9 protein-coding genes are annotated in these 21,427 nt (G+C 65.0%); 8 read left to right on the top strand and 1 reads right to left on the bottom strand.

The features are described from left to right. Positions 1 to 3 precede the first annotated feature (3 nt). The 4 genes from ACUXVH_RS10700 to pelG are packed head-to-tail and all read left to right on the top strand — an operon-like array spanning position 4 to position 5,241. Positions 4 to 1,374 carry a PelD GGDEF domain-containing protein gene (locus ACUXVH_RS10700; protein ID WP_015635591.1) on the top strand — a complete coding sequence of 457 codons (1,371 nt, stop codon included), beginning with the start codon at positions 4 to 6 and terminating at the stop codon, positions 1,372 to 1,374. After that, positions 1,352 to 2,341: a HEAT repeat domain-containing protein gene (locus ACUXVH_RS10695; RefSeq protein WP_041752244.1), complete on the top strand. Its 990-nt coding sequence runs from the start codon at positions 1,352 to 1,354 to the stop codon at positions 2,339 to 2,341. The genes ACUXVH_RS10700 and ACUXVH_RS10695 overlap by 23 nt, the downstream gene beginning before the upstream one ends. Beyond that, positions 2,338 to 3,870, top strand: coding sequence for a GT4 family glycosyltransferase PelF (pelF, locus tag ACUXVH_RS10690; protein WP_011061265.1), 1,533 nt, complete (start codon positions 2,338 to 2,340; stop codon positions 3,868 to 3,870). The genes ACUXVH_RS10695 and pelF overlap by 4 nt, the downstream gene beginning before the upstream one ends. Then, positions 3,871 to 5,241, top strand: coding sequence for an exopolysaccharide Pel transporter PelG (gene pelG, locus ACUXVH_RS10685; protein ID WP_011061266.1), 1,371 nt, complete (start codon positions 3,871 to 3,873; stop codon positions 5,239 to 5,241). 69 nt (positions 5,242 to 5,310) lie between these two features. Here pelG and ACUXVH_RS10680 read toward each other — a convergent pair whose 3' ends face one another. Beyond that, positions 5,311 to 6,078 (bottom strand): substrate-binding periplasmic protein, encoded by a 768-nt coding sequence (locus ACUXVH_RS10680; protein ID WP_065364049.1) that lies wholly within the window; start codon positions 6,076 to 6,078, stop codon positions 5,311 to 5,313. A 458-nt stretch (positions 6,079 to 6,536) separates the two neighbouring features. Here ACUXVH_RS10680 and ACUXVH_RS10675 point away from each other — a divergent pair, with 458 nt between their 5' ends. The 4 genes from ACUXVH_RS10675 (at position 6,537) to ACUXVH_RS10660 (ending at position 21,364) form a co-directional block, all read left to right on the top strand. Next, positions 6,537 to 8,678 carry a type I secretion system permease/ATPase gene (locus tag ACUXVH_RS10675; RefSeq protein ID WP_065364050.1) on the top strand — a complete coding sequence of 714 codons (2,142 nt, stop codon included), beginning with the start codon at positions 6,537 to 6,539 and terminating at the stop codon, positions 8,676 to 8,678. After that, positions 8,675 to 10,063, top strand: a complete 1,389-nt coding sequence (locus ACUXVH_RS10670; protein WP_445494787.1) for an HlyD family type I secretion periplasmic adaptor subunit — start codon at positions 8,675 to 8,677, stop codon at positions 10,061 to 10,063. The genes ACUXVH_RS10675 and ACUXVH_RS10670 overlap by 4 nt, the downstream gene beginning before the upstream one ends. A 2-nt stretch (positions 10,064 to 10,065) precedes the next feature. Then, entirely contained in the window at positions 10,066 to 12,231 is a 2,166-nt protein-coding gene (locus tag ACUXVH_RS10665; protein ID WP_065364051.1) for a type I secretion system permease/ATPase, read from the top strand. 121 nt (positions 12,232 to 12,352) lie between these two features. Then, positions 12,353 to 21,364 carry a TcdA/TcdB pore-forming domain-containing protein gene (locus tag ACUXVH_RS10660; protein WP_065364052.1) on the top strand — a complete coding sequence of 3,004 codons (9,012 nt, stop codon included), beginning with the start codon at positions 12,353 to 12,355 and terminating at the stop codon, positions 21,362 to 21,364. Positions 21,365 to 21,427: the final 63 nt, after the last annotated feature.

Genomic DNA, 21,427 nt, shown 5'->3' with positions numbered 1-21,427 from the left:
GCCATGAACTCTCCACACATGGACTATGCGCTGGCGCCCCGCGCCAGCGGTCCGGCGTCCTGGCTGGAAACCTTTCTGGTGACCGCCCTGGTCATCGGCGTCGGCCTGTGGCTGGCCCCCGAGGACCCCTTGCAGGTGCAGGGCGAGTTTCCCTGGTCGGTGCTGGCGCCGCTGCTGCTGGGGGTGCGCTACGGGTTTGTCCGCGGCCTGATCAGCGCCAGCCTGCTGGTAGCGGCGTTCTTTGCCCTGCGTCATTCGGGGCTGGCGAGCTACGCCCAGGTCGCGCCGTCCTACATTGTCGGCGTACTGGTCTGCGGCATGCTGGTGGGCGAGGTGCGCGACCTCTGGGAGCGGCGTTTGCTGCGCTTGCAGATGGCCAACGAGTACCGCCAGTACCGGCTCGATGATTTCACCCGGGCGCACCAGATTCTGCGGGTCTCCCATGACCGCCTGGAGCAGCGCCTGGCGGGCAGCGACCAGAGCTTGCGCAGTTCCCTGCTGGGCCTGCGTGATCGGCTGCGCGCGGCGCCCAATGGCGGCGACCCGCTGAGCCTGCTGGCCGAGCCGGTGCTGACCCTGCTCGGCCAGTACGGCTCGCTGCGGGTGGCCGGGCTGTACCGGGTGGAGCAGGGCGCCAGTGCGGCGCCACAGCTGAGCCTCTTGGCCTCGATCGGCACCATGGGGCCCCTGGACAGCCAGGACCTGCTGGTGCGTATGTGCCTGGAGCGCGAGGAGCTGGTGAGTGTGCGTGAGGAGCTGCTGGATAGCGGCGCCCAGGCCTCGGTGTCGTCCTTGCAGGCCTGTGTTCCGCTGGTGGACACCCAGGGCCAGGTGCTGGCGATTCTGGCGGTGCGGCAGATGCCGTTCTTTGCCTTCCAGGAACGCACCCTCAGCCTGCTGGCCCTGCTGGCCGGACATATCGCCGACCTGTTGCACCCGGACCCGCAGGTTTTGCAACTGCAGAGCGCCGATGCCCAGCACTTCACCCGCCAACTCAAGCGTTCACTGGTGGATGTCGAGCGCCACGGCCTGTCCGGTTGCCTCTATGCCTTCGAGCTGACCCAGCCCAATGATGAACTGGCGCGGCTGTTCGAGCGTAGCCAGCGTGGCCTGGACCTGCACCTGAGCCTGGCCAATGCACGCGGGCACGAACTGTTGCTGGTGCTGTTGCCGCTGACCAGCGCCGAGGGCGCCCAGGGCTACCTGGCACGCCTGGGCAAGCTGGTCCACGAACACTTCGGCATGAGCGTGGAGCTGGCCGGCCTGGGGGTCAAGGTACTGCCCTACGACCTGGAGTCGGCCCGGCAACGCGATGGGCTGCGTAACTTCCTGTACAACGAGTGTGGCCTGAATGATCAGCAAGTGGCTGTTTAGCGGAGCGCTGTTTTTCGAGATCGGCAGCTGGGCCAGCCTGACGGCGCAGTTGCCCGACCTGCAGACCGCGCTGCTGTATGCAATGACCCATGGCATCGCCTGTGGCCTGCTGACCGCGGCGGTCTGGCTGCTGCTGCCGGCGCGTTATCGCCGGCCGTTGCCATGGAGCCCGCTGTTCATCTTCAGCCTGGCGTTCTTTGTGCCGCTGATCGGGGCCGTCGGGGTGATTGCCGCGATCTTTCCGGCGCTGTACCTGCCGCGCAAGCGCGAGGCGCAGACGTGGCAGGCGGTGGGCATTCCCGACCTGCCGTTTCGCGCTCAGACTCAACTGCATTCGCCCACCTTCGGTGACAGCGGGCTGCAGGATGTCTTGCGTCATGCGCCGGACCCCGACCAGCGCCTGGCGGCCTTGCTCGCCACCCGGCGGATGCCGGGCAAGGAAGCGGTGCCGATCCTCAAGCTGGCCCTGGGTGACCCGAGCGACGATGTGCGGCTGTTGGCGTATTCGATGCTCGACAAGCAGGAAACCGACATCAACCAGCGGATCCAGTCCTCTCTGGAACAGCTGCCCGGCGCGGCGCCGCAGAAGGCCGGAGCCTTGCACGCGACGCTGGCCCGCTGGTACTGGGAACTGGCTTACCTGGGCCTGGCCCAGGGCAGTGTGCAGCAGCACGTGCTGGGCCAGGCCGGCGAACATGCCGAACAGGCGCTGAAGCTGGGGGAGGGCGGCGAGCTGCTGTTGCTGGCCGGGCGCATCGCCCTTGAACGCGGTGACGTCGGCAAGGCGCGCCTGCACATGCACCAGGCCGAGGAGGCGGGCATGGACTCGGCCAAGGTCCTGCCGTTCCGCGCCGAAATCGCCTTTGAAACCGGCCGCTATGCCGAGATTCCCGGGCTGCTGCGAAGCCTGCCGGCGCAAATGCAGCAACGTCCGCCCTTTGCCGGGCTGGTAAGGACCTGGACATGAAGAAAACCCCCGACTCAACCCCCATCGCCGATGTCTGCCTGCTGCTCGAGGGCACCTGGCCCTATGTACGTGGTGGCGTGTCCAGCTGGATCCACCAGATGATCCTCGGCCTGCCGCAGCTGCAGTTTTCGGTGCTGTTCATTGGCGGTCAGCGCGAGGCCTATGGGCAGCGCCGCTATGAGATTCCGGCCAACGTCGTGCATATCGAAGAGGTGTACCTGGAAGAGGCCTGGCGCAACCCCAGGCACAAGCGCGAGGCCCACAGCGCGTCCCTGGAGGAACTGAGCAACCTGTACCGCTACCTGCACAACCCGCAGAAGCCCGCCGCCGAGCTGGGCATCGAAGTGCTGGCATCCCTGGCCCAGGGGCGCATCACCCTGGACGACGTGCTCTACAGCCGGCCCAGCTGGGAAGCGCTGACCGAAGGCTACGAGCAGCACTGCGCCGATCCGTCCTTCGTCAACTACTTCTGGACCCTGCGCACCATGCAGTCGCCCTTGCTGATGCTGGCCAATGCCGCCCGGCACATGCCGCGGGCCCGGGTGCTGCACTCGATTTCCACCGGCTACGCCGGGCTGGTGGGCTGCATTCTCAAGCAGTTGTGGGGCTGCCAGTTCCTGCTCAGCGAGCACGGGATCTACACCAAGGAGCGCAAGATCGACCTGGCCCAGGCCAGCTGGATCGCCGAAAGCAGCAACCAGGCGCTGAACGACAGCATGGATTCCGGCTCTGGCTATATCCGCATGCTCTGGGTGCGTTTCTTCGAACGCATCGGGCATCTGGTCTATGAAAGCGCCGACCAGATCATTGCCCTGTACGACGGCAACCGCCAACGCCAGATCAAGGACGGCGCGCCCCCCGAGCGCACCCAGGTGATCCCCAACGGCATCGACCTGCAGCTCTGGACCCAGGCCCTGGAGGCCCGGGCCGAAGGCATTGCGCCGGTGGTCGGGCTGATCGGCCGGGTGGTGCCGATCAAGGACGTCAAGACCTTCCTGCGGGCCATGCGCGGGGTGGTCAGCGTGATGCCCGAGGTCGAAGGCTGGATCGTCGGGCCGGAAGAGGAAGACCCGGAGTACGTCGCCGAGTGCCGCAGCCTGGTGGCGAGCCTGGGGCTGGAGCAGAAGGTACTGTTCCTGGGCTTCCAGAAAATCCAGGACATCCTGCCGCAACTGGGCCTGATGGTGCTGACCTCCATCAGCGAGGCCCAGCCCCTGGTGATTCTCGAAGCCTGGGCTGCCGGCACGCCGGTGGTCAGCAGTGACGTGGGCTCCTGCCGCGAGCTGATCGAGGGCGGCGAGGCGGCCGACCGGGACCTGGGGCGGGCCGGGGAAGTGGTGGCGATCGCCGATCCGCAGGCCACCTCCCAGGCGATCATCGACCTGCTGCGCAGCCCCGCACGCTGGCAAGCGGCCCAGGCGGCGGGCCTGTTGCGGGTACATCGCTACTACAGCGAGCGCTTGATGCTCGACCGCTATCGCACGCTCTATCACACGGCCATCGGCACCCCACACAAGGAGGCTGTGTAAATGGCCGGCATCGGTTTCGAACTGCGCAAGATTCTCTCCCGCGACTCCTACACGGCGACCCTGCACGCCTATGTCTATGCCGGCCTGATCAGTTCCGGGCCCTGGGTGCTGTCGATCCTCAGCGTGATGCTGGTGGGGGTGATCAGCCTCGGGCTGGTGGTGCCGGAGGTCCTGATCCGCCAGTTCCTGATCACCGTCACCTACCTGATGGCCACGTCGCTGATCCTGACCGGCGGCCTGCAGCTGTTTTTCACCCGTTTCGTTTCCGACCGCCTGTTCGAGCGCAAGTACGAGCAGATCCTGCCGAACCTGGTGGGCGTACTCTTGCTGGTGACCCTGGGCTCCGGGGCGCTGGGCATCCTGCTGCTGGTGACCCTGTTCGACCAGGCGCTGATCTACCGCCTTCTGACCCTGGCCAACTTCGTGGTGCTGTGCAACCTGTGGCTGGTGATCATCTTCCTCTCGGGGATGAAGGCCTATAACCGCATCCTTCTGGTGATGCTGGTGGGGTATGGCTTGATGGTCGGCAGCGCCTTCTACCTGCGCTACATGGGCATGGAAGGGCTGTTGCTGGCGCTGCTGCTGGGGCACAGCACGCTGCTGTTCCTGTTTCTCTACGACATCCTGCGTGAGTACCGGGCCGAGAAGCTGGTGGCCTTCGACTTTCTCGACCGCCGCCAGGTGTTTGTCAGCCTGCTGCTGACCGGGCTTTGCTACAACCTGGGGATCTGGATCGACAAGTTCATCTTCTGGTTCAACCCGGAAACTTCGAGCCAGGTGATCGGGCCGATGCGCGCGTCAATTCTCTACGACCTGCCGATCTTCCTCGCTTACCTGGCGATCATTCCCGGGATGGCGGTGTTCCTGGTGCGCATCGAAACCGATTTCGCCGAATGGTACGACCGCCTGTTCCGTGCCGTGCGCGATGGCGAGACCTTGCAGCACATCGGTTCGCTGAAGGCCGAGATGACCTTCTCGATCCGCCAGGGCCTGCTGGAAATCTGCAAGGTCCAGGGGCTGACGGTGGTCCTGCTGTTCCTCTTCGGCCCGCGCCTGCTGGAGTGGCTGGGGATGTCCAGCTACTACCTGCCGCTGTTCTACATCGACCTGATCGGGGTGAGCATCCAGGTGGTGTTCATGGCGATTCTCAACGTGTTCTTCTACCTCGACAAACGCGCCATCGTGCTGGAGCTGTGTCTGCTGTTCGTGGCCCTCAATGCCGCCCTGACCCTGCTCAGCCTGCACCTGGGGCCGAGCTTCTTCGGCTATGGCTTTACCCTGTCGCTGCTGATCTGCGTGCTGCTGGGGCTGACGCGGCTGTCGACGGCGCTGGATGACCTGGAGTACGAGACGTTCATGCTGTCGCGTTGAGGCGTGCACGGGCCCCCTCCAGGCTCGCGTTCATGACGCCAGCGCAAGCCTGGTACAGGGCCGAACGGATCACGGCTCTTTCAGGTAGGCGTTTTTTATCCGCTCCAGCGTGCCGTCCTTGCGCAGTGTCTCGACTGCCGCCTGCAAGTGGCGTACGAGCACCGCATCGCACTGTCTGGAGCAGGCCAGATACAGATCGGTCTTCATCAAGGACGGACTGACCTGCAACGTCCTGTTTGACAGCTTGCGCCAGATAGCTTGCGTTTCGGGAATGCCATTGAACCAGGCATCGACGCGCCCCATCAGCAGCAATTGCGCCGGATTCTCACCAATCTCAAACGGATAAATCTGAGTATCGCTAAAGCCCTCTGCCCGCAGTTTTTGCTCTTGGGCGCTGCCTCGGCCAACGGCGATACGGGCAAAGGTTTCCCGTGCCTGCTGCATGCTCTGGACGCGTTTGTCGAGGCTGAAAAACGCTCTGTCCATGGTCATGATGGGCGCGATCCAGGTGTAATCAGCCTCTCTTTCTGGCGTGCGCGACAGGGGAATGATCAGCTTGTCGACGCCTTTGCGTACGCTTTGCTGGGCTCGTGCCCAAGGCACTTCTATAAAGTGCAGCGTATATCCGGCTCGGGTCGCCGCTTCCAGCGTCGCGTCGCCGAGGATGCCATGCAGGCCGGACGGGTCCAGCATCGATAAAGGCGGCGCTTCGGCGATGTACAGGTCGAAGCTACGGGACTCGGCGCCAGACACTGAGGGCACCCAGGCCGTCAGAACGAGCAGCGTCGTCAGGATCAGCGCCCCCCGCTGGCGCAACGATTGGATCATATGAGTCATGGCAGTAACTCAACAAACAGTGGCATTTCATGCTCTCGGATTAACCCTGCGTATTCGACACGTGCAGAGACCGCCCCGCAACGACCTGCAAAACATGCCGCCAAGATTAGAGGGTTATGCGCAGAGACGGTTGGGTTTGACGGTTTTTTTTGACCGCTGAGATTGCTCTCGCGGTTCACGGCTGGGGCAACCGGTGGGGGCAGCGACTGGTACGCGCTGATACTCACGTTGAACAGCCTTGGGCAGCGCTCTCTGCATGCGCCGTATGAAAATGCGGGGCTTTTGCGGGACAGCCTTAAGTTTTAGTTAAAACGCTTCAATCAAACTGCTGATTATCATTCGTAATTGGCTGACTCAGACTGCGTTCGTGCCTCCATGCTCCCTGGAGCAAGCAACGAGCGGTCTATGCCAGTCAATACTGCAACAACCCGCAGCCTGTCCTCAGCGAATGTTCCGCTATGACAGCGCTGTCTGCCCCATCATCCGCGGCCGATACGGCCGTTCACTCAGCCTTGGCCTGCTGCCATCTGCTGCTGCAACTGACCCAGGAACGCGTATCGCAAGCCGCGGCCCCGCAACCCCTGGACCCTGACCCTGCGCGGGACCTGCGCCAGGCAGTCAGGGACTATGCACGCAACGCCGGTGTCGATCTGCGCCTGGAACGCCTGGCGCTGACCCGACTGACCCCGAAGATGCTGCCCCTTGCCTGGCGCAACCAGAGCGGCGAATTCATGTTGCTGGCGCGGCTCTCGGACACCCAGGCGCTGGTGCAGCGACCTTCAATGCCGACCCCGGACATGCTCGATCGCCTGCAGTTGGCCGAGCAGTGGAGCGGGGAGGTGATTCGCCTGCGCCAGAGCGGTTTGCGCTTCGATCTGTCCTGGTTCGTACCGGAGCTGCTGCGCCATCGGCGGATACTGGGCGAAGTGCTGCTGTGCTCGCTGTTGCTGCAGGTGCTGGCCCTGGCGACGCCGTTGTTCTTCCAGGCGGTGATGGACAAGGTCATGGTGCACCGGGCGCTGTCTACCCTCGACGTGCTGGTGATGACCCTGGTGGTGGTGGGCCTGTTCGAGGTGCTGCTCAAGGGCTTGCGCGAATACCTGGCGGCGCACACCGCCAATCGCATCGACATTGGCCTTGGGGTCAAGCTCTTGCGCCATCTGCTGGGCCTGCCGTTGCTGTACTTCAAGCAACGCCAGGTGGGGGCGATCATCACCCGGGTCCAGGAGCTGGACAGCATCCGCGAGTTCCTCACCGGCTCGCTGCTGACCCTGTGTGTCGACGTGGCCTTCACCCTGGTGTTTTTTGCGGTCATGGCCTGGATTTCCTGGCCGTTGACCCTGCTGGTGCTGCTGACCCTGCCCCTGTATGCGCTGCTGGCCTGGTTCAGCACCGGCCCGCTGGAGAAGCGCATCGAGCGCCAGTTCTACAGCGCGGCGCGCAACACCGCCTTTCTCAACGAAAGCGTCAGCAGCAGCGAAACCATCAAGAGCCTGGCGGTGGAGCCGCGCATGCAGCGTCGCTGGGAGTCGCAGACGGCACAGATGGTCGAGGCCGGGTTTGCCAGCCAGACCCTGGGCAGCGCCATCAGCCAGACCGTGATGCTGTTGCAGAAAGTCACCGCGGTGGCGGTGATCTGCTGGGGCGCTAGCCGGGTCATCGACCTGCAAATGAGCATCGGCCAGTTGATTGCCTTCAACATGATGCTGTCCCACGTCAGCCAGCCCGTAGCCAAGCTGATCGAGGTCTGGCAGCAGTTCGTCCGGGTGCGGGTGTCGGTGGACAAGCTGGGCGACATGCTCAACCTGCCGGTGGAGCAGGCCGAGGGGGATCTGCGCCCGGCACAGGCGTTGCGTGGCGAAGTGCGCATCGAACAGTTGGTGTTCCGCTACCGTCCGGAACTTGAGTGGGTGTTGCGCGGCCTGGACTTGCAGATCGCCGCGGGGCAGACCCTGGGCATCGTCGGGCCGTCCGGGTCCGGCAAGAGCACGCTGACCCGCTTGCTGCAGAAACTCTACACCCCCGATGGCGGGCGCATCCTGATCGACGGCTTGCCCCTGGAGCAGTTGCAGCCGGCCTGGTTGCGCAGCCAGATTGGCGTGGTGCTCCAGGAAAACTACCTGTTCAACCGCAGCGTGCGCCACAACATCGCCCTGCGCCATCCCACCGCCTCCCTGGAAAGCGTGATCGCCGCGGCGCGCCTGGCCGGTGCCCATGATTTCATCCTGCGCCTGCCCCTGGGCTACGACACGGTGCTGGCCGAAGCCGGCAGCTCGTTGTCCGGCGGCCAGCGGCAGCGCATCGCCATAGCCCGGGCACTGATGGGCGACCCGCGCATCCTGATTTTCGACGAAGCCACCAGCGCCCTGGATGACGAATCCCAGGCGCTGATCCAGGACAACATGGCGAGCATCGCCCAGGGACGCACGGTGATCATCATTGCCCATCGCCTGTCTGCGGTACGGCATTGCCAACGCATCATCGCCCTGGAACAGGGGCGCATCAGCGAATCCGGCAGCCATCAGCAACTCTTGGCCAACGGCGGTTGCTACTCGCGCCTGTGGGCGCTGCAACAGGCGCTGTGCAAGGAGGCGTCATGAGGTCCGGTGCACTGTTGTCTCGCTGGCGCCGCGCCTGGCAGCGCCTGGGTGACGCGCGGACGCTGCTCAAGCGCAGCCGCGACGAATACGAGTTCCAACCCGGCTACCTGGAAATTGTCGAGCGGCCACCCGCGCCCTGGGCACGTGGCACGGCACTGCTGCTGATCCTGGCGATCCTGCTGGCCCTGGGCTGGGCGATCCTCGGCTTTCTCGACATTTATGCCAGTGCCGCCGGGCGCCTCATGGTCTCCAGCTACACCAAGGTGATCCAGGCGCACGAGGCGGGTGAAGTTCGGGCCATCCATGTACGTGACGGGCAGCGGGTCAAGGCCGGCGAGGTGCTGGTGGCGCTGAACCCGATCGGCATCGACGCCGAGTTGAGCGAGTTGCGCACGCAACTGGACTTCAAGCGTCTGGAACTGGCCCGGGCCCGTGCACTGCTGACCCCGGACCCCTTGCACAGCTACCAGACGCCTGCTGGCCTGGATGCACAGCAGGTCGCGGCGGCCCGGGAGCAACTGCTCAGTACCTGGAAGGAAATCAGCGCCAACCTGGACAGCCTCAACGCCGAAATCGCCATCAACCAGGCCAATCAAAGGGCTCGGGGCAGCGAGATCAGCGCCCTGGGCAAGCTGGCCAGCAATGTGCGCAAACGGCTCCATGCACGCCGGGCGATGGCCGCCGAACAACTGATGCCCCTGGTGGAATTGCTTGAGCAGGAAAAGGAGCAACTGGACGTCGAGCGTTCGCTGGCCCAGCAGCAGGCCGAACTGCAGGTGCTCAAGGCCCAGGCGCAGAACCGTCGGGAGCAGCGCGACAGCTTCCTGGCCAGGACCCAGCGCGAACAGCATGAATTGCTCAACCGCAGCCAACAGGAGATCGCCGTGCTCGAGCAGCAACTGATCCGTGGCCGCGACCGGCAGCGCCTGCAAACCCTGCTGGCGCCGGTGGACGGCGTGGTCCAGCAACTGGCGGTGCATACCCTGGGCGGCGCCGTGCAAGCGGCGCAGCAGTTACTGGTGATCGTGCCCGAGGGGGCCGAGCTGGATGCCGAGGTCATGGTGCTGAACAAGGACGTCGGTTTCGTCAGGGCCGGCCAGCCCGTGGAGATCAAGGTGGATGCGTTTCCCTATACCCGCTACGGCACCTTGCGCGGCACCGTGGCCCATGTCTCCGGTGACGCCATCAAGGACGAACAGCTGGGGCTGGTGTTCCCCACGCGGATTCGCCTGGAGCGTGCGGCCATTGCCGCGGGGCAGGGCTGGATGCCCTTGCAGGCGGGGATGAGCGTGACCGGCGAGATTCGCACCGGCGAGCGGCGGGTGATCAATTACCTGCTGAGCCCGATTCGCGAGTATCAGTCCGAAGCGTTGCGGGAGCGTTGAGCATGACCCGCGCTTTCGATGCCGCTTCTGAACCCTCACCGACAATGCTCGACACCGGCCTGCACGCCCTGGCCTGGGCCGCCCGGCGCTTTGACCTGAGCATCAGCGTGGCGCAACTGACTCACCGCCTGGGGCGGGTTGAAGGTCCGGCCGACAGCCTTGACCTGCGGCGCTGCGCCGGCTGGATCGGCCTGCGCGCACGGGCAGTGCAGAGCCGAGTGCAGCGTTTGCATCACCTGCCGCTGCCGGCGCTGCTGGACACCACTCGGGGCTGGGCGGTGCTGGACGCGGTGGAGGGCGACCGGGTCCGGGTGTTCTGGCCGCTGCAGGGGCAATGCCAGACCCTGTCGCGCCAGGAGCTGGCGACGCTCTGGCAAGGCCATGATCAGGGACAGGGAGAGGGAGAGGTGTTGCTGCTGGCCGAGCGGCATGTGCAGCTGAAGACGGGTGGTTTCGGCGTCTCCTGGTTCCTGCCGTCGATCCTCAAGCATGGGCGCCAGTTTCGCAGCGTGCTGCTGGTGTCGCTGATGCTGCAAGGCGTAGCGCTGGTCACGCCGCTGCTGTTCGAGAACATCATCGACCGGGTCCTGGTCAGTCGCGGCCTGTCGAGCCTGCAAGTGCTGGGGATCGCCATGCTGGCCCTGGCGCTGTTCGAGCCCTTGTTCGGCCTGTTGCGGTCCTGGCTGTTCAGCAATGTGGCGAGCAAGATCAACGCCGAGCTGTCCGCGCGCCTGTACCAGCATCTGATCCAGTTGCCGCTGGGTTATTTCCAGCGGCGCCAGAGCGGCGAGATCATCGCCCGGGTCGGTGAGATGCAACAGATCCGCCAGTTTCTTACCGGCTCGGCCTTGACCCTGGTGCTGGACCTGGCGTTCTGCGGCTTGTTCATCGCCGTGATGTACAGCTACGCACCGCTGCTGACCTGGATGGTGGTGGGCTCCCTGGCCCTGTATTTCCTCTTCTGGCTGTGCGTGGGCCCCTTGCTGCGCAGCCGGGCCTTGCGCGAATACGAGTTGAATGCGGCCAACACGGCGTTTCTCACCGAGACCGTGACCGGCATCGAGACTATCAAGACCGGGGCCATCGAAAGCGCCTTCCAGCAGCAGTGGCAGCGCCAGCTGGCGGCTTATGTGCGTGCGGCGTTCCACACCCGCATCGTCGGGATCTGGGCCGGGCAGGGCATCGGCCTGATCCAGAAGCTGACCGCAGCGCTGTTGCTGTGGTGGGGCGTGATGCTGGTGCTGGATGGCCAGTTGAGCCCCGGCCAACTGGTGGCCTTCAACATGCTGGCCGGGCATGTGGTGGAGCCGATCCTGCGTCTGGCCCAGGTCTGGCAGGACTTCCAGCACACGCTGATTTCCCTGCGCCGCCTGGGGGACATTCTCGACAGCGACTGTGAAAGCGGCAGCGGCGGCCTGGCCTCGGTGCCAGCGTTGCAGGGCGGGGTGAGCTTCCAGGGGGTGCGTTTTCGCTACGAGGAAGACGGCCAGGAGGTGCTGCGCCAGCTGGATCTGGAGATCCAGCCGGGCGAGTTCGTCGGCATCACCGGGCCTTCCGGTTCCGGCAAATCGACCCTGACCCGCCTGCTGCAGCGCCTCTATGTGCCCCAGCACGGCCGAGTGCTGGTGGACGGCATCGACCTGGCCATCGCCGACCCGGTGGCCCTGCGTCGCAACATGAGCGTGGTGCTCCAGGAAAGCGTGTTGTTCGCCGGCAGCGTTGCCGAGAACATCCGCCTGTGCCGGCCTCAAGCCAGCGACGCCGAGGTGCGGCACGCCGCCAGTCTGGCCGGGGCGGCGTCCTTTATCGAGGCCCTGGCCCAGGGCTACGAGACCGAGGTGGGCGAGCGTGGCGGCCAGCTCTCCGGCGGCCAGCGTCAACGCATTGCCCTGGCCCGGGCCCTGTTGACCAACCCCGGCATCCTGTTGCTGGACGAAGCCACCAGTGCCCTGGACTACGAGTCGGAAGCGGCGGTGATGGCCAACCTGCAGGGCATCGTCCGCGGCCGCACGGTGATCAGCGTCGCCCATCGCCTCAATACCCTGCGCCATGCGGACCGGATTCTGGTCATCGATCAGGGCCGGGTGCTCGAACAAGGCACACACCAACAGCTGCTCGCCCTGAACGGGTTGTATGCCCGGCAGTGGGCGCTGCAGATGAAGGACTGACCCCACCGACGGCAGGAGGACTCGCCCACCCGTCATGTCTCCCCACCCCGCAGTTCCATACCCCTAGGCAGCCCTTCGCGAGACGCAGGGCTTGGCTCAAAACAGACAAAGGATCATTGCAATGGCTTTTATGTCCAAGGACTTCACGCGCCTGCTCAATACCCTGATCGACCAACAGATCAAGACGGCAGGGCGGCAAACCGAATGGTTCAACATGAGCGCCGACGAGCGTGCCGCGTACATCGGCCAGGTCGGCGAGCGCCTGCTGGAAATGCAGCAGAGCACCCTGAGCGTGCTGGCCGCCCAGCACTACCAGATGCAGGACAACCCGGTCTCGGTGGGCGACCAGTTGCAGGTGCTGCAACAACGCCGCAAAGAAATGAAGGCCATCGCCGACACGCCGGCCACCATTGCCTACAAGCAGCAACTGGACCGTGACATCCTGTTGTACAGCCGTCAGGACACGGCGATCAGCCACTATGACAGCACCTGGAACAAGGCCCTGCGGCTGCTCAGTCCCGGTGGCGCCAAGGCCGAGGTCCTGCAAGCCGATGCGCCGGCCAAGCAGAAAGAGCTCAAGGGCCGGATCAACCGCCTGGAGAAGCACCTGAGCCTGCAGGTGGCCGACTCCACCTTCAGCCAGACCTACGTGACCCTGTTCTCCGAGCTGCAGGCCTACAAGGAGGTGAGTACCCGCTACAACGCCTGGCTCAAGGCCGCCCCGCAGCAGCAGGCCGCGAGCCTGGCGGCACTGGCCAAGCCGCCCCGGGCCTCCGACGAGCTGCCGGTGAACCTTTCACTGCTGATGATGGAGGAGCGCCCGGGCTACATCCGCATGAACGTGGCGCTGGTCAATGCCAGCACCGATGGCCGCTTCAAGGACTTCTACCTGGAGCACGGCCGGCTGGTGGTGCCCACCGACGGCGTGCTGAATTTCTCCTTTGGCACCGCCGCCCGTTCCCTGGCCTGGCAGCAACAGTACCGGCTCAAGAGCGAGCCACCGTCCATGCGCTCGCCGACCTATGCACCGATTCGCTCGGTGCTGGTCAAGACCGGGTTCGTCGAGCAGTACTTCGCCAACCACCTGGTGTCGGAAAGCTCCCTGCGCGAAGGCTTCAAGGCCCAGGTGCTGAGCAATGGCCGCAAGCTGCTGTTGACCGGTGTCGATCGCAAAGTGCCCAACCAGGTCGGCATCCAGGTCTCGGGCCAGTCGCCCGGCACCAGCGTGACCCGCGAAGTGCCCCTGGCCGGCGCCTTGAGCGAACTGATCAACCAGAACGCGGACATCACCAGCTTCCAGACCCTGGGCGTCGAAGACTATCGGCAGAACAGCTACCACCCGGACCGCGACGGCCTGTTCGTCAATATTCATGAGCTGGAACGCTCGGTCGGCTTTGCCGAGCATCAGTACCTGCTGGAAATGCCCCAGGGTGACGCTTACCGTTCGGCGACACCTTTTGCCGTGATGACCGTCGAGGGCGACAAGGTCAGCAGCAGCCACCTGAGCAAGGCCCAGACCGAGACCCTGTATCAATACAACGCAGCGTTTTTCGAGCGCCTGGAACAATTGCGCGGCGAGGGCTTCAAGGCCAGCCGGCTGTTCGCAGGCAGCAGCGAGCGCGCCACCTTCGTGCAACAGCTGACGCGCCTGCTCGAACGCAACCACATCACCCCGGCCGGGGTGCTGCTGGCGCAACACAGCCGCCCGAGCCTGCGGGATATCAAGGGCAACAACCTGAACAAGGTGCTGTGGGAACAGGCCTTCGCCGCGTCGGTCTGGCAAAGCCACGACAATGATGAGCTGCTGTTCGGCCTGGGGCAGAACCTGGTGAAGAACCAGGCGCTGAGCAAAGTCCTGCAAGGCGGTTATCTGCAGAGCGACATTGCCCAGGCCAAATTGCTGCTGGCACCGCTGTATGAACAGTGGCGTGCCCAGTCGATCGAGATGGAAACACAGCGAGTGGCCAGCGCCAACGCCGGGCAGCATCCAGGCAACCCGAAGGTGCATGTTTTCGATCAGGTGGCGGTGGAGCGCGGCCTGGACAGCAAACTGCTGAACCTGTTGTTGAGCGGCCCCCAGGGCCTGGCGCCGGCCGACGTCGCGTTGCGGCCGACGGTCGAGGCGCTGCTGTCCGGCGACCAGGGCCGCAGCCTGCGCAAGCAGGCGTTGTTCCATGCCCTGCGCCCCGTGGCCGACAGTTTTTCCAAGGCCGCGGTGCCGGTCAATGCCCATGCCGCGCTGACGCCAAAAACCGGCGCCGACAAGGTCATGATCAACAACCGGCTGAACCAGCCCGACCCCTACCTGATCCTCAATACCCACCCGGAGCAGGCCCGGACCGATGCCGCGCTGCTGATCCAGGACGACAAGTACCGCAGCTACAGCCAGTTCCGCCCCGATCCGAACAATGAAGCCACACGCTACATGAGCGACCTGGACACCCCGTTCGTGGGGGGCATTTCCGGGACCACCCAGACCGTCAGCAATGCCTTGCCGGAGTTGTTCGGTAGCGCGCCGAGCATCAAGCAGTACTGGCAGTTCCAGATGGCCAACGCGGCCTTCATGATCCGCAACGGCTACCACTCGTTCTTCGAAACCCTGTATGTCGCCGCCCGTTATGAACCCCAGGGGCCGGACAGCATCGGCAAGGACCTGCTGCAGACCTTCGACCGCTACCGTGCCGAAGGGCGCCGGGAGGCTTTGCATGGGGAGCTGTACGACGCCGTGATGGCCCGGGTCCTGCCCATCGTCAATCAAGGCCTGGCGCCGAGCGAGGAGTTCCATCCACCGCGCTTCACCGACCTGGGGCCGCTGCCCGCGCTGTTGGGGCAGGCCGCCAAGGACCGGCAACTCAAGACGGGCCTGGCGTCGCTCGGAGCCGGCTTCGAACCGCGCCAGGGCAGCGCCGACATTCACCAGTTTGCCGCCGACCCGGTGCAGTTCGCCCAGACCCACACCCTCAGTGCCGAGGCCCTGGTCAAGGCGGGGCGCTTGCCGGCCCAGGGCAACGTGCAGTTGGTGGAAGTCGCGCCCAGGCTGTATGAGCTCGAATACACCGAGCACAGCGCCAACTCCGTGAGCGGGAGCCCGGACAGCGTGCCGGCGTATTTCCTCGGCTACAACGGGCCGAACCAGGCCAACGCCGCGCCGGCCTATGTGGACATTCCCAAGCAGGCGCGCGCGGGCAGCTTCCTCTTTACCGGCACCTTGTCGGGCTGCTCGCTGGTGGTGACCAGCCTGGACGCCACTACCTATCGGGTCTATCACGACGGTCGGGTCAACAGTTCGCTGCTGTACGACAACGTGGTGATGGCGGTCGACTACAAGGACTACCAGGTGGCCGGCACCGCCGAGGGCCTGGCTGCGGCGTACATGCAGGTCGTCGACGGCCAGTGGCAGTTGGTGTTCCAGCGCCAGGAGTACCAGCGCGAAGGGCAGATGGTCTGGCCGAAGTTGCGCGAGGGTGCAGAGCCGCTTGCCATCCAGACCGCCGACAGCCAGGTGCAGGAACGCAACCGGACCCAGTTCGCCGAGTACCGCGAACAGGTGCACCAGAACCTGAAGAAGGTGGCGACCCAGTTCGGCGTGTCCACTGAAGGGGTGGCCGATGGCGTCTACAGCGGCGGCGACTTTTCTCCCGAGCACCCGGCCATTGCCGCCTGGAATCGGCTGCGCGATGCGGTCCAGGCCAAGGTCAGCGCCGACATCGAACAGCTCGGCAACCAGCGTTATCAACTCCAGGAGCAGCGGCGCGGGGCCAGCGACAAGAGCCTGATCGACCAGCAGATCAAGCAGCTCAACCTCACGCAGGATTTCTACCGGGCGCAGTACGAACCAGTGTTGCGTGAGGCCGCTTCGGTGGAAAAGACCTGGCTCTGGCAGCAGATCCAGGCCAAGCAGGGCACTGCTGCGGTGGTGCGCACCGACGACACGGCGATCCAGGGTGGGGGCGATGAGCGCAGCACCAGCGTGGGCGAGCGCTACGCCATTGCCGAGGCCTATCAGCGCGGGGCCCGGGGCACGGCATTCAGTGATGGCGTGCGGGATTTTCGCGAGATCAAGATCCCCGGGCTGGACGACAAGAAGTCGGCCCTGGAGATGAAGCGCCTGTTTCTCGACGGCCAGCTCACGCCTGGGCAGCGTGGCGCCCTGAGTGCCCGCATCAGTGAGACCAGCCAGGCCGAATACATCGACAAGGTGCTGCGCCAGACCGCGACTCTCAGTGAAGACTTCCGGGGCGCCGGCAGTGTCTTCGGCCAGTTGGCGCCCCAGGACTTCTACCTGTCGCTGGTGGGTGACCGCTCCGGAGGCCGCTGCTACCCGCTGGTCAGGGCCATGGCCGTCGCCTTGGCCAGGGGCGGTGAGGCAGGGGTCAACAGCCTGGTGCAGAAGCTGTTCCTGGCCTCGGCCGATCCCCAGGCGGGCAGCTCGACCTTGCTCAAGAACAGCCTGATCCGGCTGCATTCCAATGTCGACGCGGTCCAGGCCTCCAAGGCGCTGGGGCAGTTCCAGTTGTCCGACGTGGTGGCACGGTTGGCCAACAGCAGCAGCGACTCGATGTTTGCCCTCAACACCCAGAACCACTCGATGATGGTGGGCAGTACCCAGGGCCCCGAAGGCCGTCGCTACTACTTCTATGACCCGAATGTGGGGATCTTCGCTTTCGACTCCAGCAAGGGCTTGGCCAAGGCCATGGAGCAGCACCTGGTGCGCCGAAAACTGGCGGCGCACTACGGCTCGTTCGGCAGCCAGTCGCAGCCGGCCTTCAACCTGATCGAGATCGACACCCACAAGATGGCCGAGGTGCCGGTGGGCAGCGGGCTGAACGTTGCCGATCTGTCCCGTCCCGAGGAGTTGGCCGGTGTCATCGGCCAACGCCGCCAGGTGGAGCAGGCGGTGGGTGCCCAGCAGCGCGTCAGCCAGGACCTGCGCCTGGGCGCAGCGCTGACCACGTTCGACGCCGAGCAATGGGGGGCGCGCTTCGACGCCGCCAGCACCCGGCTGGCCCGGGAGCACCAGTTGAGCAGCCAGTGGATACCGATCATCGCCAACACCGAGCCACAGCCGGAGGGCGGCTATCGGGTGCAGTTCATCAACCGTGACCAGCCCGATCAGACCCGCTGGCTGAGCACCGACGATGGCACCTTTGTCGAATTCCGTCGTTTCGTCGATGAGCACATGAGCGTGCTCAACGAGCACTTCACCCTGGAGCATGGGCAGATCCGGCCCCGCGGTGGGGTCGGCGAAGTGGCGCATGTGGACGGCCTGAACGCGGGCTTTGCGGTCCAGACGCTGATCCAGTGGTTTGCCGACAAGAATCGCAAGGATGCGGCCCAGGGCGTGATTTCACCGGACCTGGCCACCGCCCTGAAGATCCATAGCTACCTGGGCCTGGCGCAGATTGGCCATGGCACGGTGCAAGATGTGGCCAACATCACCAAACTGGTGCAAACCGCGTTGCGCGGCGAAGCCCTGGCCGCCGAGTCCTCGCTCAAGGACTTTGCCTCGACCCTGGGGCACACGGTCAACGAGGGCGCAGGCGTGCTGTTTGGCGGGGCCATGGTCGGCCTGGATGCCTATGAGCTGGCCCATGCCGAGAACGATGTGCAGAAAGCCGTATTCGGCACCCAGCTGGCGTTCGATTCGGCGAGTTTTGTCAGTGGCGCGGCGGGTATCGGTGCCGGGCTGATCGGCGCCTCGACAACGGCGGCGGTGCTGGGCGGCGCGGGGGTGATCCTCGGTGGCCTGGCGGTAGGCTTCACGGCACTGGCCCAGGCCTTTGGCGCGGTGGCCGAAGATGCCAAGGCGGTGGGACGTTACTTCGACACCCTGGACAAGGCCTACCAAGGCAACGGCTACCGTTATGACGAGAAACAGCAGGTGCTGGTGCCCCTGGCCGGGGCGGTGGTCAAGCGCCTCGACCTGCGCTCGAACGAGGTAGGTTTCGACAGCCAGTACATTTACCGCACTCACCACGGCTCCACCGGTTCCGGGGCGATCAACTACTTCTTCTGGGTCGGGGACTTTCCGCGGATGATCCACGACCGCGCCCAGGCGATCGAGGTGCGCAGCGGCATTGGCCACGGCGCCAAGCCGCCCAGACTCGACCACGGCGACAGCAGGACGGTGATCCTGCCGGGCACGCCCAAGTCCTACATCAGCTACGAGTACATGATCCTGCCGGGGGCCACCACCCGGCATGACACGGGTTTCGATGTGATTCGCAAGCTCGAGCAGGACCGGCGCTTCGACTACGACTTCTACATCTTCCCGAGCGAGGAGACGATCCGGCGGATTCACCAGGAGTACGTCGAGACGCCGGTAGAAGTGCTGTTAGATGGGCACAACCGGCAATTGGTGGTGCCGCAACTGCCCAAGGAGCTGTACGGCTACCTGCGCTACGACATCCAGGGCGCAGGCGGCGAATACCTGATTGGCCTCAACGAAGGCACCGAGGTCAGGCTCAGTAACGAGGCCGGCCGTCAGCCGTCACGCTGGATCATCGACAGCAGCCAGCTGGAGAGCGACAGCATCACCGTGGCGAAGGACCACTTGCTGGTGGGCGGGGTCAAGGTCAGGCTCGATCCGGCCCAGAACGGGCAGGTGCTGCTGGTCAACGCCAAGGGTGAAGTACGGGCAGCCGATTTTGCCGGCCAGACCACCTACGTGGTGAAGGAAGACGCCAGCCAATGGCAGGTGTCCGGGCAGCGCATCGAACAGCACCTCAAGGAGCTGGCCCAGGCCCATCAGTTGCACGGCCAATACGTGGTGGTGGAGAACTACAAGCACGGTGAGCGCAATGTCGGTCGGGCGTACTACGACGTTGCCAAGGACCGCATGCTATTCACCGACACCGATGTGCAACAGGCGCGCAACGCCCAGTTGGGGGCGGTCATCGGCGAGCATGCCTACTTCGTCGATGCCGAGAACGCCGCCGCGTGGCGGGTCGATATTGCCAGCGGCAAGGTCGATGCGCAGTTCGCCCCTGCGTTCAACCAGAGCGCCGGCCAGATCAGCCGGTTCTGGCAAGAGGGCGATGCGGTGTATCTGGCCCGTCGTTATCAGCTCAAGGAGCGGGAAGCCGAACTGAGCTTCCGTATCCTCGGTGACCGCATGGAGCTGGTGGGGGTGGTCGGCGATGAGTCGTTGCTGCAACTGTCGGCAAGCAACAGCCAGCATGGCAAGGACGCCAAGACCCTGCTCAATACCCTGCTCAAGGGCTACGAGACTCAGGCCACCCAGCGCGACACCCCGGTGTACAGCCTGGGCGCGCCCGTGCTGGAGCCGACTGCGGCAGAGCTGATCACGGTGTTTGGCCTGGACAACGCCAAAGTCGCGCACCGCTACTGGGTGCGCAGCAGCGACGGCATCGTGATCAAGCCGAACCTGGCACCACCGGCCGGGCAGGCGCCGCGCGCCGATGCCCCGGGGCAGGTGCAAAGCGCCTGGCAGATTCCGGCCGACCTGGTGTTGGCGGGCAGCCAGGCGCAGCCCGGTGGCCAGGAAGTGTTTTACTTCTACAGCAAGGCGCAGCAGGTGCTGTTCCGCCAGGAAGGGCCGGGGCAGAAGGTGCTCGATGCCGGCCAGCCAAGCGCCTTGCGGCTGAGCACGCCGCCCCTGGCCAATGTGCTCAATCTCAATGGCCATCTGCTGGCCGTGACCAACGACGGGCGCATGGCCCGGATCGAGGCGACGGGACGGCTGAGCTATGAGGCGGTCAACGAGCATTGGCTCAAGGCCCACAGTAACTGGTGGAAAAACCTCGCCGAGGTCGCCGGCAGCAATGCCACCCTGGCGGTATTCGGGGTCAAGGCCGCCGACGGCAAGAGTGCGCTGCCGGTGTGGTACCACAACGGTCAGGTGGTGGTGGCATCGTCCGCGCTGCAAGGCAAGCCGCTGCAGTTTCTCGGCTTCGACAGTGCCAGCGCCAGTGCCCGGCTGTTCGAGCCCGAGAGCGGCAAGCTCTATCTGCAGCCGCCGCTGACAGCGCAAGCACTGGCCACCGCGTTTGGCAGCGACGAGGTGCTTGAGGCCTCGGCGCAATTGCCGGCCGCCATTGACTGGATGCCCAAGCAGCCACTGCGTTCGGCAGTCCAGGTCGATGCCGGGTTGCGCCTGACCACGGTGCAAGGCGAAGTGCTGCTGCGCAGCAACAACGGCGATGTGCAACTGGTGGCCGTGGACAAGGGTTGGCAACAGGCACATCTGGGCAATCTGCCCCAGGCCCTGGCAACGGTGGCTGGCCAGTGGGGCGCCAAAGGCGTGTTGAGCTTGCAGGACGGCGACACCCGCGGCTGGTTCGATATTGCCAGTGGGCAGATGTTCGCCAGCAACGGCATCCCGGGTGGCAGCGACCTGCGCTTTATCGGCGTCGCTGCCGGGACGCCGAACTCGGCCTATGTCTACAGCCCGACGGCGCAGGCGCTGTATCAGGTCAAGGACGGCAAGGCGCTGCAGCTGGGCCATTACGCAAATGTCGAGCGCATCGGCTCCTCGCTGCTGCTTCAGGGAGCCAGCGGCAATGCTCGTCAGGATGACCTGGCGCCGCCGTTGATTGCCGGGGTCGACAGCGTGGTGCTGCACGGCGGCGCCGGGGATGACACCTATCGTTTCAGCCCGGCGATGTGGGCGCATTACCGCTCGGTGGTCATCGACAACGATGATCCGGGCCTGGCCCTGGATCGGGTGATCCTGCCGGTGGCCGATGGCAAGAATATCCTCGTCAGCCGTCGGGGCGAGGATGTGCAACTGACCGACACGGGCAATGGCACCGCCCTGGTGCTGCGCCAGGTGCTGGGCAGCCAGGCGGCCGCCCATGGGCATTTGCTGATCGAGCTCAAAGGCGACTCGTCGATGATCAGCGTCGAGCAACTGCTCAAGGGCTTTGGCCCGAGTGGATCGGCCGGGGACAGCGTGTTCGAACTGGCCTGGAGCCAGCGCGAGACGCTGCCGGCGGCGAACGCTCTGAGCTCGGCGGCGGATGTGCCGGACTCGGCGGCGGATGGTCGGGGCCCCAGCCTGGCAAAACTCAGCGGGGCCATGGCGGCCTTCGCTGACACCGGCGGCGCTCGCGAACAGCTGCCGAAAAACCATCAGGCCGCGCAGGCGGTGCTGGTGCCTTCACTGACCTGACCTCGCAGGAGAAACACGGGAGGGGCGCAAAGCCCCTCCTGTCTGCGGCGCCCTCTTTTCCCG

Source organism: Pseudomonas sp. 8(2025), assembly GCF_052665325.1.
Note: the sequence above shows the minus strand (reverse complement) of the source record. Positions and strands in the feature narration are given on the sequence as shown.

Bases quoted from the DNA above. Each gene is read 5' to 3' on its own strand.
- pelG (WP_011061266.1), top strand. From the start codon at position 3,871: ATGGCCGGCATCGGTTTCGAACTGCGCAAGATTCTCTCCCGCGACTCC.
- ACUXVH_RS10665 (WP_065364051.1), top strand. From the start codon at position 10,066: ATGACCCGCGCTTTCGATGCCGCTTCTGAACCCTCACCGACAATGCTC.
- ACUXVH_RS10675 (WP_065364050.1), top strand. From the start codon at position 6,537: ATGACAGCGCTGTCTGCCCCATCATCCGCGGCCGATACGGCCGTTCAC.
- ACUXVH_RS10680 (WP_065364049.1), bottom strand. From the start codon at position 6,078: ATGACTCATATGATCCAATCGTTGCGCCAGCGGGGGGCGCTGATCCTG.
- ACUXVH_RS10670 (WP_445494787.1), top strand. From the start codon at position 8,675: ATGAGGTCCGGTGCACTGTTGTCTCGCTGGCGCCGCGCCTGGCAGCGC.
- pelF (WP_011061265.1), top strand. From the start codon at position 2,338: ATGAAGAAAACCCCCGACTCAACCCCCATCGCCGATGTCTGCCTGCTG.
- ACUXVH_RS10660 (WP_065364052.1), top strand. From the start codon at position 12,353: ATGGCTTTTATGTCCAAGGACTTCACGCGCCTGCTCAATACCCTGATC.
- ACUXVH_RS10695 (WP_041752244.1), top strand. From the start codon at position 1,352: ATGATCAGCAAGTGGCTGTTTAGCGGAGCGCTGTTTTTCGAGATCGGC.
- ACUXVH_RS10700 (WP_015635591.1), top strand. From the start codon at position 4: ATGAACTCTCCACACATGGACTATGCGCTGGCGCCCCGCGCCAGCGGT.